The sequence below is a fragment of the Arthrobacter sp. Soc17.1.1.1 genome, assembly GCF_036867195.1.
Lineage (GTDB): Bacteria > Actinomycetota > Actinomycetes > Actinomycetales > Micrococcaceae > Arthrobacter_D.
In genome coordinates, this window is the sequence record NZ_JBAJII010000001.1 from 2,362,056 (window position 1) to 2,377,225 (window position 15,170).

Consider the following 15,170-nt stretch of genomic DNA (forward strand, 5'->3'; position numbering starts at 1 on the left):
CCTAGGAGAAGACCACGGCGGGAACCGGGGCGTCCTCCGTGACGTCGAAGTCAGCACCCAGGCCCTCGAGCTTGTCCTGGAAGCGCTCGTAGCCGCGGTTGATGAGCTCGATCCCGGTGACGCGCGAGACGCCGTCGGCCGCGAGGGCCGCGATGAGGTGGCTGAAGCCGCCGCGCAGGTCCGGGATGTCGATGTCCGCGCCGCGCAGCTGCGTGGGCCCGGAGATGACGGCGGAGTGGAGGAAGTTGCGCTGCCCGAAACGGCACGGGACGCTGCCCAGGCACTCGCGGTGCAGCTGGATGTTGGCGCCCATGCGGATCAGCGCCTCCGTGAAGCCGAAGCGCTGCTCGTAGACCGTCTCGTGGACGATCGACACGCCGGCGGCCTGCGTGAGGGCGACGACGAGGGGCTGCTGCCAGTCGGTCATGAAGCCGGGGTGCACGTCGGTCTCCAGCACCAGCGGCTTCAGCGGCCCTCCCGGGTGGTAGAAGCGGATGCCCTCGTCGTCCACGTCGAAGGCACCGCCGATCTTCCGGTAGGTGTTGAGGAACGCGGTGAGGTCGAGCTGCCGTGCGCCCTCCACGTAGATGTCGCCCTTGGTGACCAGCGCCGCGGAGGCCCAGGAGGCCGTCTCGTTGCGGTCGGAGATGGCCTTGTGGTTGTACCCGGTGAGCTCCGCGACGCCCTCGATCCGGATGACCCGGTCGGTCTGCACGGTGATGATGGCGCCCATCTTCTGCAGTACGGCGATGAGGTCCATGATCTCGGGCTCGACGGCGGCACCGGAGAGCTCGGTGATCCCCTCCGCGCGGATGGCCGTGAGGAGCACCTGCTCCGTCGCGCCGACGCTCGGGTACGGGAGGGTGAGCTTCGCCCCGTGGAGGCCCTTGGGTGCGGAGATGGAGATCCCGCCGGGGCGCTTGTCGACGACGGCGCCGAAGTTGCGGAGGACCTCGAGGTGGTAGTCGATCGGGCGGTCGCCGATCTTGCAGCCGCCGAGGTCGGGGATGAAGGCCTCGCCGATGCTGTGCATGAGGGGCCCGCAGAAGAGGATGGGGATGCGCGAGTCGCCGGCGTGGGCGTCGATGTCCTTGGACATCGCCATCTTCGCGTTGACCGGGTCCATGGTGAGATCGCCCGTCACCGGGTCCTTGGTCACCGTCACGCCGTGCAGCTGCAGGAGGCTCGTGACGACGTCGACGTCCTTGATCTCGGGGACGTTCCGCAGGATGGACGGCGTGTTGCCCAGCAGGGAGGCGACCATCGCCTTCGGCACCAGGTTCTTCGCACCGCGGACGGAGACTTTGCCGGTCAGCGGGATGCCGCCGCGGATGGTCAGAACGCTACCCATGAATACCTATTTTCCTCATACGTTGAACCCCCGCGGACACGAAAATGCTCGTACCAAGCATAGGAGCACCGCGCGGCAGACAGAAATACAAGGGTACGACGTGCACTCCCTGTTCACTGGGGAAGAACAGGCGCGGGTGCGTCGTCATTCCTTCCAGCGGCGGAACGGGACGTGACACGCGCTACACCGGGCCGCGACCGGGCGGGCGATCCGGGCCCGCACCCGGGGCGCGCGGACCCGCGCAGGGTCAGGTGCGCACGGGCAGCGTGGTGGGCTTCCAGGACGGCCTGCCGGCCTCGAACGCCGTGATGTGCTCCTCCTGGCGGAGGGTCAGTCCGATGTCGTCGAGGCCCTCCAGCAGGCGCCACCGCGTGTAGTCGTCGATCTGGAAGGGCGCGCTCACCGATCCGCACTGCACGCTGCGGGACACGAGGTCCACCGTCACCGTGGCGCCCGGCTCGTTCTCGAGGATCTTCCAGATGAGCTCGATGTCGTCCTGCGCCACCTGCGCCGCCACGAGTCCCTGCTTGCCCGAGTTGCCGCGGAAGATGTCCGCGAACCGCGAGGACAGCACGGCCCGGAAGCCGTAGTCGTTCAGCGCCCACACGGCGTGCTCGCGGGAGGAACCGGTGCCGAAATCCGGGCCGGCGACGAGCACGGTGCCGCGGGAGTAGGGCTCGCGGTTGAGGATGAAGTCCTCCTCCTTGCGCCAGCCGGCGAACAGCGCGTCCTCGAACCCGGTCCGGGTGATGCGCTTCAGGTACACGGCGGGGATGATCTGGTCGGTGTCGATGTTGCTCTGGCGCAGCGGGACACCGATGCCGGTGTGCGTGGTGATCTTCTCCATGGCGGGCTCCTAGGCGGCGGGGACGGTCGAGGCGGGAGCGGCGTGCGCGCCCGTGCCGGGCTGCGGGGCGAGATCGGACGGCGAGCTCAGGGTGCCGCGCACGGCGGTGGCGGCCGCGACGACGGGCGAGACGAGGTGCGTGCGCCCGCCCTTGCCCTGGCGTCCCTCGAAGTTCCGGTTCGACGTCGACGCGCACCGCTCCCCCGGGGCGAGCTGGTCGGGGTTCATGCCGAGGCACATGGAGCAGCCGGCGAACCGCCACTCGGCACCGAAGTCCTTGAACACGCGGTCCAGTCCCTCGGCCTCGGCCTGCAGGCGGACGCGCGCCGACCCCGGGACCACCATCATCCGCACGGCGGGATCCTTCTGCCGCCCCCGGATGATGTCCGCGGCGATGCGGAGGTCCTCGATACGGCTGTTGGTGCAGGAGCCGAGGAAGACGGTGTCCACCCGGATGTCCTTCATTGGCGTGCCCGGTTCGAGGGCCATGTAGTCCAGCGCCCGGTTGCAGGCCGCCTTGTCGTTCTCGTCGGCGAAGTCGTCGGGAGAGGGCACGGCCTGGGACAGCGAGACCCCCTGGCCGGGGTTCGTGCCCCACGTGACGAACGGCTCGAGCTCGTCCGCGTCGAGGAACACCTCGGCGTCGAAGACGGCGTCGTCGTCGGTGCGCAGTTCCCGCCAGTCCGCGACGGCGGCATCCCAGTCCGCGCCCTCGGGAGCGTGGGGGCGGCCCCTGAGGTACTCGAAGGTGGTCTCGTCCGGGGCCACCATGCCCGCGCGCGCCCCGGCCTCGATGGACATGTTGCAGATGGTCATGCGCGCTTCCATGGACAGGGCGCGGATGGCCGAGCCCCGGTACTCGAGGACGTAGCCCTGGCCGCCTCCGGTGCCGATCTTGGCGATGACCGCGAGGATGATGTCCTTGGACGTGACGCCGGGCTTCAGTGTCCCCTCGACGGTGATGCCCATGGTCCGGAACGGCTTCAGCGAGAGCGTCTGGGTGGCCATGACGTGCTCCACCTCGGAGGTCCCAATCCCCATCGCGAGCGCGCCGAAGGCACCGTGCGTGGAGGTGTGGGAGTCGCCGCAGACGACGGTCAGGCCGGGCTGCGTGAGCCCGAGCTGGGGTCCGACCACGTGGACGATGCCCTGCTCGGCGTCGCCCAGCGAGTGCAGGCGGACGCCGAACTCGCGGCAGTTGGCGCGGAGGGTCTCGATCTGCGTACGGCTGGTGAGGTCGGCGATCGGCTTGTCGATGTCCAGCGTGGGCGTGTTGTGGTCCTCGGTGGCGATCGTGAGGTCGGGCCGGCGGAGCGGCCGCCCGGCGAGGCGGAGACCCTCGAACGCCTGCGGCGAGGTCACCTCGTGGATCAGGTGCAGGTCGATGTAGAGGAGGTCGGGCTGCGCCTCCGCGCCGACGACGTCACCCTTGCGGACCACGTGCGCGTCCCAGACCTTCTCTGCCAGTGTCTTGCCCATGGCGACCGTCCTTCTCTGTTCCGGCGGGCCGGGCCCGGTGGGGCTCGGCAGGACCAATGGCTGCTACTCAACCAGCGCCCGGCGACGAGGGCCAGTCCGACGGGTTGCGTCTCAGATACTGAGACGGCAGTATCAACCTATGGACAATTCTAGCGGTGTCGGCGTGATCGACAAGGCCGCGCTCGTGCTCGACGCCCTCGAGGCCGGCCCCACCACACTGGCCCAGCTCGTCGCCTCGACCGGCCTGGCCCGGCCCACGGTCCACCGCCTCGCCCTGGCCCTGGCGCACCACCGCCTCGTGGGCCGGGACATCCAGGGCCGCTTCGTCCTCGGCAGCAGGCTCGTCGAGCTCGCGTCCGCGGCCGGCGAGGACCGCCTGATCGCCGCCGCGGGTCCGGTGCTCCTCGGCCTGCGGGACGCGACGGGCGAGAGCGCCCAGCTGTTCCGCCGGCAGGGCGACTGGCGCGTGTGCGTGGCCTCCGCCGAGCGCCCCGTGGGGCTGCGCGACACCATCCCCGTCGGCACCCAGCTGTCCATGAAGGCCGGTTCGGCCGCCCAGTGCCTGCTCGCCTGGGAGGACCACGACCGCCTGCTCATGGGTCTGCAGAACGCGCGGTTCACCCCGACCGTCCTGGCCGGGGTGCGACGGCGCGGCTGGGCGCAGAGCCTCGGCGAGCGCGAGGCCGGCGTGGCGTCGGTCTCCGCGCCGGTGCGGGGCCCGTCCGGGCGGGTGATCGCGGCCGTGTCGATCTCCGGCCCGATGGAGCGCCTCACCCGGCAGCCGGGCCGCATCCACGCGGAGGTCGTCTCCGACGCGGCACGCCAGCTGACACTCGCCGTCGGATCGGCGGCCGACTGACGTGCCGGCGGACCTCGTCCCCGACGCGCCATCCCGCCGGTACGCCGTCTTCCTGCGCGGGGTCAATGTCGGCGGTGTGACGGTCCGGATGGCGGAGCTGCGCGAGTTGCTCGCGGAACTTCCCGTGAGCGACGTCGCGACGGTGCTCGCCAGCGGCAACGTCACGTGCTCCTCCGCCCTGGAACCCGCCGCCCTGAAGGGCAGCGTCGAGCGGGCCCTGGGCGCCCGCTTCGGCTACACCGCCTGGGTGATCGTCGTCGGCGCCGCCGAGCTCGGTGCGATCACCGCCTCCGTCCCGCCACCGCCACCGCCACCGCCCGGCGGTACCGGTGTCCAGGGCGTCCAGGGCGTCCACACCTATGTCACCCTGTTCACCGGGACCGCGGAGCTCGCTGCATTCCTCGAGGACGCACGGAGCGCGGACCTGCACCCCGCCGTGCTCACAGGCGGCACCGCCATCGGCTGGTTCTCCCCCAGGGGGCAGTCCACCGAGGTGCCCCTCGCCCGGCTCCTCGCCCGCACCCGGTACGCGGCGACGTCCACCACCCGGAACATCAACACCCTGGGCAGGGTCCTGCGCCTGCTCGCCTGAACCGCGGCCGGCCGGAGGCGGCTTCCGGGTTGGTAGTGTTCGGGCACCACCCAGAACCAGTCGAAGGACCCGGAGACCCCATGCGCCTCATCGGTCAGGATTGCTACCAGCTCGACCGGCAGAAGGGCTCGCACGGTTTCGTGGTGGCCGCGGCAGGCCGGGCGGCGGTCGTCGATCCCGGCATGTCCTCCGGGTTCGACGGCGTGGTCGCCGAGCTCCGTGCCGCCGAGGCGACGACCGGTCCGGTCACCGACATCGTCCTCACGCACTACGACGTCGACCACGCGCAGGCGGCGCAGCGGCTCCGGGAGACCCTCGGGGCGACGGTGTGGATCGGCGCCGCCGACGCCGACATCCTCCGCGGCCGCACCAGGCCGCGGACCCTGTTCCGCAGGGCGCTGCAGCGCATCGTCCCCGTGGCGCTCCCCGACGGCGCGCAGGAACTCACCGGTTCCGGTGAGATCTTCCCGGGCCTCGCGTACTTCCCCACACCCGGGCACACGCCCGGGCACTACGCCTACCAGTGGCGCGGCGTGCTCTTCACCGGGGATGCCGCCCGGGTCGCCCCGGACGGCGCCCTCGGCGACTTCGCGGCGATCCTCATCGACGACCGGCCGACGGCGGCGGGCAGCGTCCGGCTGCTCGCCGAGCGCATCGGCGCGGGCTCCGTGGACTGGGTCTGCTCGGGGCACAGCGACGTCGCCAGGGTCGCCCGGCGCGACGCCTGACACCGGCTCCCGCGCCGCCGGGCGGCCACCGCCTGACACCGGCTCCCGCGCCGCAGCGGGCCCCTGCCGGAACCGCGCTCAGCGGATGCGACGCGCGTCGAGGACGGCGGCACGGAACCGGTTGCACCGGTCCACCTCGTCCTCCACGGGGACGACGGCGATGTCCTCGGCGGCCTGCGCGCACGCGGCCAGGAGCCGCCGTCGTACCCGCGCCGCGCGCCGCGCAGCACCCCACCGGGCGAGCAGCGCCGCGAGGACGCCGAGCAGGACGCCCGACCCCGCGCCGCCGAGAATGAGCAGGGTGGGCACGGGGAAGCCCTCCACGCGCGGGACGTCGATCGCGGGCAGCTGGAGGAAACCGAGCACGGCCAGGACGCCGAGCCAGACGAGCCCCGCGACGAGTGCGGCGAAGGCGATCCACTGGAGCACACCGAAGATCCGCCACCACGCGCGCCGTCCGGTCTCGAGGTCAGCCGTCGTGACGGCGGCATCGAGCGCGTCCGTGAGGTCATCGGCGGTGCCGCGGGATGCGTCGCGGATGGAGGTGTGCCAGGGCTCGACGACGCCGTGCGCCACCTCGTCGCCGAAGACGCGCAGCGTCTGATCCACCCGCGCGCGCTGGGCCGGCTGGCTGAGCGGGAGCGACGAACGCCGCACCTCGGGCACCACGTCCTGCCGTCGCAGGTTCAGCCGCCGCAGCGGGTCGGCCCGGAATCTCCCCAGCCAGCGCGTGACGGGCCAGCCCGTGGCCGCGTGCGCATCGCGGCGGTACGCCGATCGCACGGCGTCGACCACGACGGGGACGCCGGCTGCCGTCCCGAGCCCCTGCGCGAGCGTGGTCCTCGCCTCATCCGACGGTGCGGCGACGGGCTGCTCCGCGACGAAGGGCAGGAGTTCGTCCGCGGCGCGCGCGGCGTCGGCGGCGATGCGCCGGGTGGCTGCGGCACGGCCTTCCGCGAGGTCCCTGACCGCCGAGGCGAGCTCATCCACGCCTCGGCCGGTCAGCGCGGACACCGGGAATACGGTGACACCCCGCAGGCCTTCGCCCTCGAGGATGCCGGCGAGCGACGCCGTGACGTCTCCGAGGTCCTGCTCCCCGAGCCGGTCCGCCTGGTTCAGTGCCACGAGCGTCACCGCGTCGTGGTTCGCGAGGCCGCGCAGGAACCCGTGGTGGAGGGCGGCGTCGGCGTACTTCTGCGGATCGACGACCCAGAGCAGCACGTCCACCTGCCCCGCGAGCCGCTCCACGATCTCGCGGTGTGCGCGGGCTGTCGAGTCGAAGTCCGGGAGGTCGAGGAGGATCAGTCCGGCCCCCGTGCCGGTCGCGACGGCAGGTGGCTCGGGGGCCGCCCCGGTCCCCGAGGACACGGCCCGGCGTCGCCGCCGCCAGCCCAGAAATCCCCGCCGGCCCGGCGCCGCGGCGCCGGGTGTCGGGGAGTCCGGGTCCACCTCGGGCGCTGCCTGGGCCCGAGGGCTCGGCACGTCGCCGATCGGCTGTCCGTCGGGGTCCGCAGTCGCGGACGGTTCGTGGCCCGTCCCGGCCGACCCGCCCACGAGCGGGGCGCCCTCGGGCAGCTCGACCCGCTGACGGACCCCGAGCCAGTCGAGCAGCTCGTCGCTGCCCTGGCGTCCCCAGACCAGGGCGAGCGGCTCGGACGTCGTGGGGCGCCGCGCCGCCACCCGCGCGGCTCCGGTACCGCTGAGGGCGTTCACGAGGGAGGACTTGCCGCTGCCCGTGGGGCCGAAGATCCCCACGACGGTATGGTCCGCCGACAGCGAGCGGCGCGTCCCTGCGCGTTCCAGGGTCGCGTCCAGGCGCGCCGCGGCATCGTCGGGGAGGCGGTCGCGTCCCAGCTCGCAGGCCGTCTGCAGCCGGTCGAGCGCACCCGTGAGGGCCTCGGCGATCGGCGTCTCCGCCGTCGCTCCGCGGTGTCCGCTCATGCGTCGTCCCCGGTCGCGGTGCGCTGCCCGGCAGGCAGGGCCGTGCGGAGCTGGCGGGCGAGGACCCGCAGCGTCTCGGCCGGCGTCTGGCGGCTCACGGGCTCGAGGCGGAGGTCGAAGGGTTCCCGTTCCCGCCGGAAGAGGCCCTCCGCCCGGGTGGACAGGTTGTCGCGTGCCGTGGCGGTGAGGCGTCGGACGGCGTCGTCGCCGAAAACCGCCTCGAGGAGTTTCTGCCCCGCGATCGCCGAGGCACCCGCGATGCCCACCTCACCGCCGGTGAGCCCGCCCGTGGAGGCGAAGACCACGACCATCAGCGCCACGGCGATGGCGTTGACCCCGAAGGACAGCATGCGCGCGGTGAAGCGCTTGTCGGCGCCCTCGGCCTGGACGAGCTGCAGGAGGTCCTCCTGCCAGGCGCGGATCTCGCGTGCCACCTCGGCCGACACCTCCTCGGCACGCCACGGTGCCAGGTCCCCCAGCAGCACCCGGCCCGCCGTGTCGGCTCTCCAGCGGCGGCGCGTGGCCTCGTCGGCCCGTGCCGCCTGCTCGACGACGACGGTCTGCAGTCCGCTGCCGATGGCGTCGGCCACGGTCGCCGCAGGGGCCGGCCGGCCGGTGAAGAACGCGCTGACCCGGTCGCGCGCCCTCCCGATCCTGGACTCGAGCCCGCGCATGAACTCGCCCGTGCCGACGAAGTCCTGCCAGCGGGCGAGCACCTCGCCGCGCAGCAGCCTGCCGTCCTCGGTGGCGGCGAGCACGTTCTGCAGGGCATCACGGTAGGCGCCGTCGACGGCCGCGCGGAGCTCGTCACCGGCGGCCTGCTCCTGGCCGGCGGCCTCGGCGATCGCGTCGACCCGGTCCGCCAGCGCGCGCATCGCCCCCTGGACGGTGCGCCGCGCGATGTCGCGGCGCCCGTCCGCGTCGGCGGCCAGTGCCTGCAGCCAGCGGGTGATCGGCTCGACGGCGGCGGCCGGCAGCATGCGTCCGGATCCGAGCGGGAGTTCCGGGATCACGAAGATGGGAGCGTGCCCGAGGTTCTCGGCGGTCAGGAGGGTCAGCAGGTCGCTCCTGATCTCCTCCTCCACCCCGGGTGGCACGCGGTCGAGGACGATCGCGACCAGGACGTCGCGCCGCCCGGCCTCGGCCAGCAGCTTCCACGGCACCGCGTCGGCGTACCTGTTCGCCGTCGTCACGAAGAGCCACAGGTCCGCCGCCGCGAGGAGCTGGCCGGCGAGCCGACGGTTCTCGTCGGCGATGGAGTCCACGTCGGGTGCGTCCAGGAGTGCGAGTCCGGAGGGCAGCGTGGCCGTGGGGCGCAACAGCAGCGTGTCCGCGCCCGGTGCGGTCGCCGGGTGCGGACTGCCCGCGGTCGCGGAGGGCGCCCCGTCTGCTGCCCGCTCGGGCTCATCGCCTGCGAGACGGACACGGCCGAGGGAGGGCAGCACCCGGGTGTCGTCGAACCACGCGGCGTCGTCGGGGTGGTGGAGCAGCAGGGGCCGGCGCGTGGTGGGCCGGACGGCGCCCGTCGCGGACACCGGTCGGCCCACGAGGGCGTTGACCAGGGTCGACTTCCCCGCTCCGGTCGAGCCGCCGACGACGGCCACGAGGGGCGCGTCGAGACTGGCCAGCCTCGGCAGGATGTAGTCGTCGAGCTGGGCGCGGGCGGCGTGGGTCGCAGCGCGCGCGTCCGCCGAGGCGGGCAGCGCGAGGGGGAACGCGAGGTTCTCGAGGGCGTGGTTCACGTCCCGCAGCAGCGACGGCAGCGCGCGGGCTTCGCCGGCCGGGGAGGGTGCGCTCATGGCTCCATCATGCCAGCCGTCCCCGCCGCCCAGAACCGCAGTGCCGGGCTGCCCGTCATCGGACCTTTAAAGTCATCGGACCGTTAAAGCAGAACGTCCCGGCCATCGCGATGATGTCCGGGACGTTCCCGTCGTGACCCCAGCGGGATTCGAACCCGCGTTACCGCCGTGAGAGGGCAGCGTACTAGGCCGCTATACGATGGGGCCAGTACTTTCCATCTTACTACTTCTTTTGTACTGCTCGTGCCATCCCGTCCGTGAGGACGGAACCGCGCTGGGGTACCAGGACTCGAACCTAGAATGTTGGTACCAGAAACCAGTGTGTTGCCAATTACACCATACCCCAATGGCACTTCCCGAAGGCCCGATCCAGCTGGGCTCCGGCCGCGTAACCGCTCCGCGCCGAGAAATAACTTTACCGGACGGAGGGCAGGAACTGCAAAACGTCCGCCAGGCCGCCGATGCGGGGCACCTCCGGGGCGGCCGTCGGAGCACCCTCGCGGGCGGACTCCCCCGCATCCCCGACCGCGCCTACCGGCACCGCGGTCGCGGATCCTGAGTCCGTGCCGTGCTGCCGTCCGGTTCCCGCGCGATCGAGCCACACCCCGATCAGGCCGGCGTCGCGGGCGCCCACGGCGTCGATCAGCCGGTTGTCCCCCACGTACAGCGTGCGCGACGGCGTGGCGCCGATGAGGCGGGCGCCCTCGCGGTAGATCCCCGGGTCCGGCTTGGCGACCCCCACCGTGTCGATGCCGACGAGCACCCGGATGCGCCGGAGACCGGCCCGGTCGAGCTTCGCCCGCTGGTAGTCGTGCACGTTGTTGCTCACCGCACCGTAGGGGATCCCCCGCGCGTCGAGCGCATCCAGCAGCGGGACGACGTCGTCGTAGGCGCGGACGTGCTGCGGCAGCAGCTGCTCGTAGGCCCGCACCCACGCCTCCGCGACGCGCCCGAGGAACGGCTCGGGGGTGAAGCCGGCCCGTGCATGGCGGATGCGGTGCACCCGCTGTTCCTCGAAGGTCAGCTCTCCGGCGAGGAAGCGGTCGTAGTGCCTCTGCGGGTCGGTCGTGTACAGCGCCTTATAGCGCACCCAGTCGTCATCCCCGAGATGGCTGAGGGCCGGGTCGGGGATGGCCTGCAGGGTGTGCCCCATCGCCTGTTCGAGGTCCACGAGGGTGTCGTCGATGTCGAACAGCACACCCTCGACGGCATCGCCCCGCAGGGCCGGCGGCTGCGCGTCCGGGGCGGGCACGGTTCAGCCCGCCGTCGCGCGCAGGGCACGCAGGCGCGCCATCGAGGATTCGCGCCCGAGGATCACCATGGACTCGAAGAGCGGGGGCGAGATCCTGCGCCCGGAGATGGCCGTCCGTGCGGGCCCGAACGCGAGTCTCGGCTTCAGGCCGAGGGTGTCGACCAGCGCCGCCCGGAGTGCGGCCTGCAGCGATTCGGCGTCCCAGCTGTCCACCCCCTCCAGGGCCTCCAGCGTGGCGTCGAGCACCTCCCCGAGGTTCTCCGGCAGGCCCTTCCGGGCGTCGTCGGCGATATCGACGGCGTCGTCGGCCTTGAACAGGAACCCGAGCATCTCCGGGGCCTCGCCGAGCAGGGTGATGCGTTCCTGGATGAGCGGCGCGGCCTCGGCCACGATGCGCAGCTCGTCCTCGGTGGGGGCGTCGCCGATCACGCCGGCGGCGGCGAGGTACGGCAGCAGGCGGCTGCGGAACTCCGCGGGGTCGAGGAGCCGTACGTGCGTGCCGTTGATCGCCTCCGCCTTCTTCAGGTCGAACCGGGCGGGATTGGCGAGGACGTCGCGCACGTCGAACTTCTCGACGAGCTGCTCCACGGAGAAGATGTCCTCGTCCGACGAGAGGCTCCACCCGAGCAGGGAGAGGTAGTTGAGCAGGCCCTCCCGGATGAAGCCGCGCTCCCGGTGGAGGAACAGGTTGGATTCAGGGTCGCGCTTGGACAGCTTCTTGTTGCCCTGGCCCATCACGTAGGGCAGGTGACCGAAGAGCGGCATGTACTGCGCCACGCCGATGTCGATCAGCGCGCGGTACAGGGCCACCTGGCGCGGCGTCGAGGACAGCAGGTCCTCCCCACGCAGCACGTGCGTGATGCCCATGAGGGCGTCGTCGACGGGGTTCACGAGCGTGTAGAGCGGCGCCCCGTTGGCACGCACGACGGCGAAGTCGGGCACGCTGCCGGCGCGGAAGGTGATGTCCCCGCGCACGAGGTCGGTGAAGGTGATGTCCTCGTCGGGCATCCGCAGGCGGAGCACGGCGGGGCGGCCGGCGGACCGGAAGGCGTCCTTCTGCTCCTCGGTCAGGGAGCGGTCGTGGTTGTCGTACCCGAGCTTGGGATCACGGCCCGCCGCGCGGTGCCGCTCCTCGACCTCCTCGGGCGTGGAGAACGACTCGTAGAGGTGCCCGGCGGCGACGAGCCGCTCGATGACGTCACGGTAGAGCTCGCCGCGCTGGGACTGGCGGTAGGGCGCGTGCGGCCCGCCCACCTCGACGCCCTCGTCCCAGTCGATGCCCAGCCAGGTCATCGCCTCGAGGAGCTGCTGGTAGCTCTCCTCGCTGTCACGGGCGGCGTCGGTGTCCTCGATGCGGAAGACGAGCTTCCCGCCCGTGTGGCGCGCGTACGCCCAGTTGAACAGTGCGGTCCTGATGAGCCCTACGTGGGGCGTGCCGGTCGGGGACGGGCAGAAGCGGACCCGGACGGGCGTGGCATCGGTGACGGTGGGGAGATCTGCGGCTGTAGTCATGATGCTCCCAGTCTAGGTGGGAGCATGCCGGTCGGACGCGCGCCGTCGTGCCCGGTGCGGAGGGCACGACGGCGGGCTGCACGACGGCGGGTGGCTCAGCGGCGCGCAGGGTTGGACAGGCGCCCGATGCCCTCGATGTCGACGTCGAAGCGCTGGCCGTCGGTGATCATGCCGACCCCGGCGGGCGTCCCGGTGAGGATGATGTCCCCGGGCAGGAGGGTGAACGCCTGCGACACGTAGGCCACGAGCTCGCGTGCGCCCCAGATCATGTCGCTCGTGGAGCCGTCCTGGCGGAGGTCGCCGTCGAGCGTCCCGCGGATGGCGAGGTTCTCGGGGTCGAGGTCGGTCTCGATCCACGGACCGATCGGGCAGGACGTGTCGAAGCCCTTGGCGCGTGCCCACTGGTCGTCCGTCTTCTGCACGTCGCGCGCCGTCAGGTCGTTGGCGCAGGTGTAGCCGAACACCACGTCGTCGACGCGCTCCAGCGGGACGTCCTTGCAGATGCGGCCGATCACCACGGCCAGCTCGGCCTCGTAGGAGATCTGGTCCGAGAAGGACGGCAGCATGATCGGATCACCGGGACCGATCACGGACGTGTTGGGCTTCAGGAACATCAGGGGGGCTGCCGGCGTGTCACTGCCCATCTCCTGGATGTGGTCGGCGTAGTTCCGTCCCACACCCACCACCTTGCTGCGCGGGATGACGGGGGCCAGGAGCCGGACGTCCTCGAGCGCGTGGCGGACGCCGGTCAGCTGGACGCCTCCGTAGAACGGGTCGCCGTGGATGACGGCCACCTCCTCGCTCCCGGGTGGGCCTTCCACGACGCCGAACTGTGGGTCATCATTTACGACAAAGCGTGCAATTCGCATGTCGCCCAGCCTAGCGCGAGCTGTTCCCGGACCGCGGGCCATGCAGGCAGTGCCGCTTAACGACCTACCGCGGGCACCCTCCCCAGAGGATGCCCGCGGTGTCAGCCCTGCTTCTCCTGCTGAGACCTCACGGCGATCCCTAACGGATCACCGTGACCTGCCGAGTGTGCTTAACCGGGCCAGTTGTTGACGCGGTCGAGCGTGGAGACCGGTGCTACGACGCCGGCCTTCGCAGGGGCGGCGGTGGCTGCGGCAGCCCCGCCGGTGACCAGCAGGGTGGCGAGAAGGAATGCGGAGGTAAAACGCTTCATGGTGTTTGTCCTTTGGCTCAGTCGACAGTCTAGTGGAGTCCCGCCTCTACCACGAGCGGTTCGATATTTATCGTAAGCCACACCAGTCACTTTGGTAACACTTTTCCCGATTAATTTCAGACATTTTTTCAGGGGCATGGTCGCGGCTTGACGGAGGCCGAATAATGGGGGGCGTAGTCCGACCCCGTGGAAAGCCGAAGGTGCGCATGTCAGACGAGGAAGCCGCCGGCCAGCGGCTGATGCTCGAACTCCGGGCGCGCGATGCCTGGAACCAGCGCGACTACGAGGGCGCGCAGCGCCTTGCGGAGGAGCTGGCAGCTGCCGCCCTCCAGGCTCATGACGAGCTCGGCTGGTGGCACGCCACCTTCCTCGTCTCCGAGTGCCTGCGCAAGCAGGGCAAGATGCAGGAGTCGTTGGTGACGGCCGAGATGCTCGGCAAGCATCCCCTGACCGAGGGATCGAAGGCTCTGCGCGCGAAAGTCTCCACCCTTGCCTCGCTCGCCCTGCAGGGTACCGGGAACCTCGCCCTCGCTGTCGCCGCCGCCCGACAGGGGGTCGAGGACGCGATGGGCAGCAACGAGGACGTCAATCTCGAGATCGACGCCCGCCATGCACTGGTGGCGGCGCTCGCCGACAGCGACCAGCTGGAGGCCGCCTGGCAGGAGTGCCTCGTCCTCGTCGACCTGCTCCCCCTCCAGCCCGCCAGCAAGTACGTGGGTCAGTCCTACTGGACCATCGGCAACGTGGCCTTCCTGCTCGGACGGGTCGCCGAGGGCGTGGAGTACCACCAGCTGGCGGCCGAGAACCTCTCGCCCACCAACGACCTCGACCTGTGGGCGCGTTTCAACCGTGCCTCGGCGTCGCTGCGGCTTGCCGCGGGCGCCGTGGGACCCGAGACCCTCGAGTGCATCGAACGGGCCGAGCTCGCGAGTTCGATCGTGGGCGGGACGCAGCGGGATCGCATGGAACTCAAGCTGACACGTGCCGAATGGCTGGTCCTCACGGGACAGTTCGACGCGGCCGTCGACCAACTCACAGACATCATCCAGAGGAAGCACCTGCTCGCATCGCACATGGCCGCTCAGGCCCACCTCCTGCTCGGGCAGGCACTCTCCGCGCGCGGCAGCAGGACCGAGGCTCTCGGCAACTTCAGGGTGAGCGAGGGACTGTTCCTCCAGTCCGGTGCGAAGGACAGGGCATCGGCCGCGCACGCGCTGATCCGCGGCATCCAGGAAGTACCGAGCTGAGGCGATCCGGCGTCGCGATGTCAAGTGAATTCCCCGACCGGCGCGGACGGGCGACGCACCTCCGACCTCGCGTAGGTTGATCAACAGGTCCCGATCGGGCTGGGCGTTTTCCCCCATTACTCCCACCCCGGTCGGGACTTCCTGCTGACCGGGGTGCCCGCCGCAGCGCCACCACGGCACGGCCCACCGTCCCGGCGTCGGCAGCGAGCGGTGCTAATCTTTTCCCGTCACGCGGACCGTGGGCTGCGCACTCCGCGTCCGCCCGCCGCGCGACGGGCTCGCCGGCCCGGCCGGTACGCCCTCACCACGTTCTTCGACAGCGGCAGCCTGGGGGCAGCGCATGACGACGGTTCTCGTCCGTACAGCGGTTCTCGTCCGCACGG

Annotated in this window: 13 protein-coding genes and 2 tRNA genes; 4 read left to right on the forward strand and 11 right to left on the reverse strand. The window is 71.4% G+C overall.

The features are described from left to right. Position 1 precedes the first annotated feature (1 nt). The 3 genes from murA to leuC all read right to left on the reverse strand — a co-directional run bounded on the left by murA (position 2) and on the right by leuC (position 3,677). A complete protein-coding gene (gene murA / locus V6S67_RS10990) occupies positions 2–1,351 on the reverse strand; it encodes a UDP-N-acetylglucosamine 1-carboxyvinyltransferase (RefSeq protein WP_334210283.1) in 1,350 nt (449 codons plus the stop codon). 247 nt (positions 1,352–1,598) lie between these two features. Next, the gene (gene leuD, locus V6S67_RS10995) at positions 1,599–2,198 is read right to left on the reverse strand and encodes a 3-isopropylmalate dehydratase small subunit (RefSeq protein WP_334210284.1); all 600 of its coding nucleotides are present in this window, start codon (positions 2,196–2,198) and stop codon (positions 1,599–1,601) included. 9 nt (positions 2,199–2,207) lie between these two features. After that, positions 2,208–3,677, reverse strand: coding sequence for a 3-isopropylmalate dehydratase large subunit (gene leuC, locus V6S67_RS11000; protein WP_334210285.1), 1,470 nt, complete (start codon positions 3,675–3,677; stop codon positions 2,208–2,210). Between the two features lie 139 nt (positions 3,678–3,816). On the opposite strand from leuC, the gene V6S67_RS11005 reads away from it, so the two are divergent. The 3 genes from V6S67_RS11005 to V6S67_RS11015 all read left to right on the forward strand — a co-directional run bounded on the left by V6S67_RS11005 (position 3,817) and on the right by V6S67_RS11015 (position 5,856). Further along, entirely contained in the window at positions 3,817–4,536 is a 720-nt protein-coding gene (locus V6S67_RS11005; protein ID WP_334210286.1) for an IclR family transcriptional regulator, read from the forward strand. Position 4,537: 1 nt separating this feature from the next. Next, positions 4,538–5,128 (forward strand): DUF1697 domain-containing protein, encoded by a 591-nt coding sequence (locus V6S67_RS11010; RefSeq protein ID WP_334210287.1) that lies wholly within the window; start codon positions 4,538–4,540, stop codon positions 5,126–5,128. Positions 5,129–5,208: 80 nt separating this feature from the next. Beyond that, entirely contained in the window at positions 5,209–5,856 is a 648-nt protein-coding gene (locus tag V6S67_RS11015) for an MBL fold metallo-hydrolase (protein ID WP_334210288.1), read from the forward strand. Between the two features lie 78 nt (positions 5,857–5,934). Here V6S67_RS11015 and V6S67_RS11020 read toward each other — a convergent pair whose 3' ends face one another. From V6S67_RS11020 to V6S67_RS11055, 8 genes are all read right to left on the reverse strand, one after another. After that, on the reverse strand, positions 5,935–7,797 hold the full coding sequence (locus V6S67_RS11020) for a GTPase (RefSeq protein WP_334210289.1): 1,863 nt from the start codon (positions 7,795–7,797) through the stop codon (positions 5,935–5,937). Beyond that, positions 7,794–9,596, reverse strand: a complete 1,803-nt coding sequence (locus tag V6S67_RS11025; protein WP_334210290.1) for a dynamin family protein — start codon at positions 9,594–9,596, stop codon at positions 7,794–7,796. The genes V6S67_RS11020 and V6S67_RS11025 overlap by 4 nt, the downstream gene beginning before the upstream one ends. A 134-nt stretch (positions 9,597–9,730) precedes the next feature. Then, positions 9,731–9,803 (reverse strand) — tRNA-Glu (locus V6S67_RS11030). Between the two features lie 67 nt (positions 9,804–9,870). Then, positions 9,871–9,942 (reverse strand) — tRNA-Gln (locus V6S67_RS11035). A gap of 69 nt (positions 9,943–10,011) precedes the next feature. Beyond that, positions 10,012–10,848, reverse strand: a complete 837-nt coding sequence (locus V6S67_RS11040; protein WP_334210291.1) for an HAD family hydrolase — start codon at positions 10,846–10,848, stop codon at positions 10,012–10,014. Positions 10,849–10,851: 3 nt separating this feature from the next. After that, entirely contained in the window at positions 10,852–12,360 is a 1,509-nt protein-coding gene (gene gltX / locus V6S67_RS11045; RefSeq protein WP_334210292.1) for a glutamate--tRNA ligase, read from the reverse strand. 95 nt (positions 12,361–12,455) lie between these two features. Continuing rightward, on the reverse strand, positions 12,456–13,229 hold the full coding sequence (locus V6S67_RS11050; RefSeq protein ID WP_334210293.1) for a fumarylacetoacetate hydrolase family protein: 774 nt from the start codon (positions 13,227–13,229) through the stop codon (positions 12,456–12,458). 170 nt (positions 13,230–13,399) lie between these two features. Further along, positions 13,400–13,540, reverse strand: coding sequence for a hypothetical protein (locus V6S67_RS11055; RefSeq protein WP_334210294.1), 141 nt, complete (start codon positions 13,538–13,540; stop codon positions 13,400–13,402). A gap of 206 nt (positions 13,541–13,746) precedes the next feature. Between V6S67_RS11055 and V6S67_RS11060 the strand changes: the two genes are divergently transcribed. Continuing rightward, on the forward strand, positions 13,747–14,787 hold the full coding sequence (locus V6S67_RS11060; protein ID WP_334210295.1) for a hypothetical protein: 1,041 nt from the start codon (positions 13,747–13,749) through the stop codon (positions 14,785–14,787). Positions 14,788–15,170 lie beyond the last annotated feature (383 nt).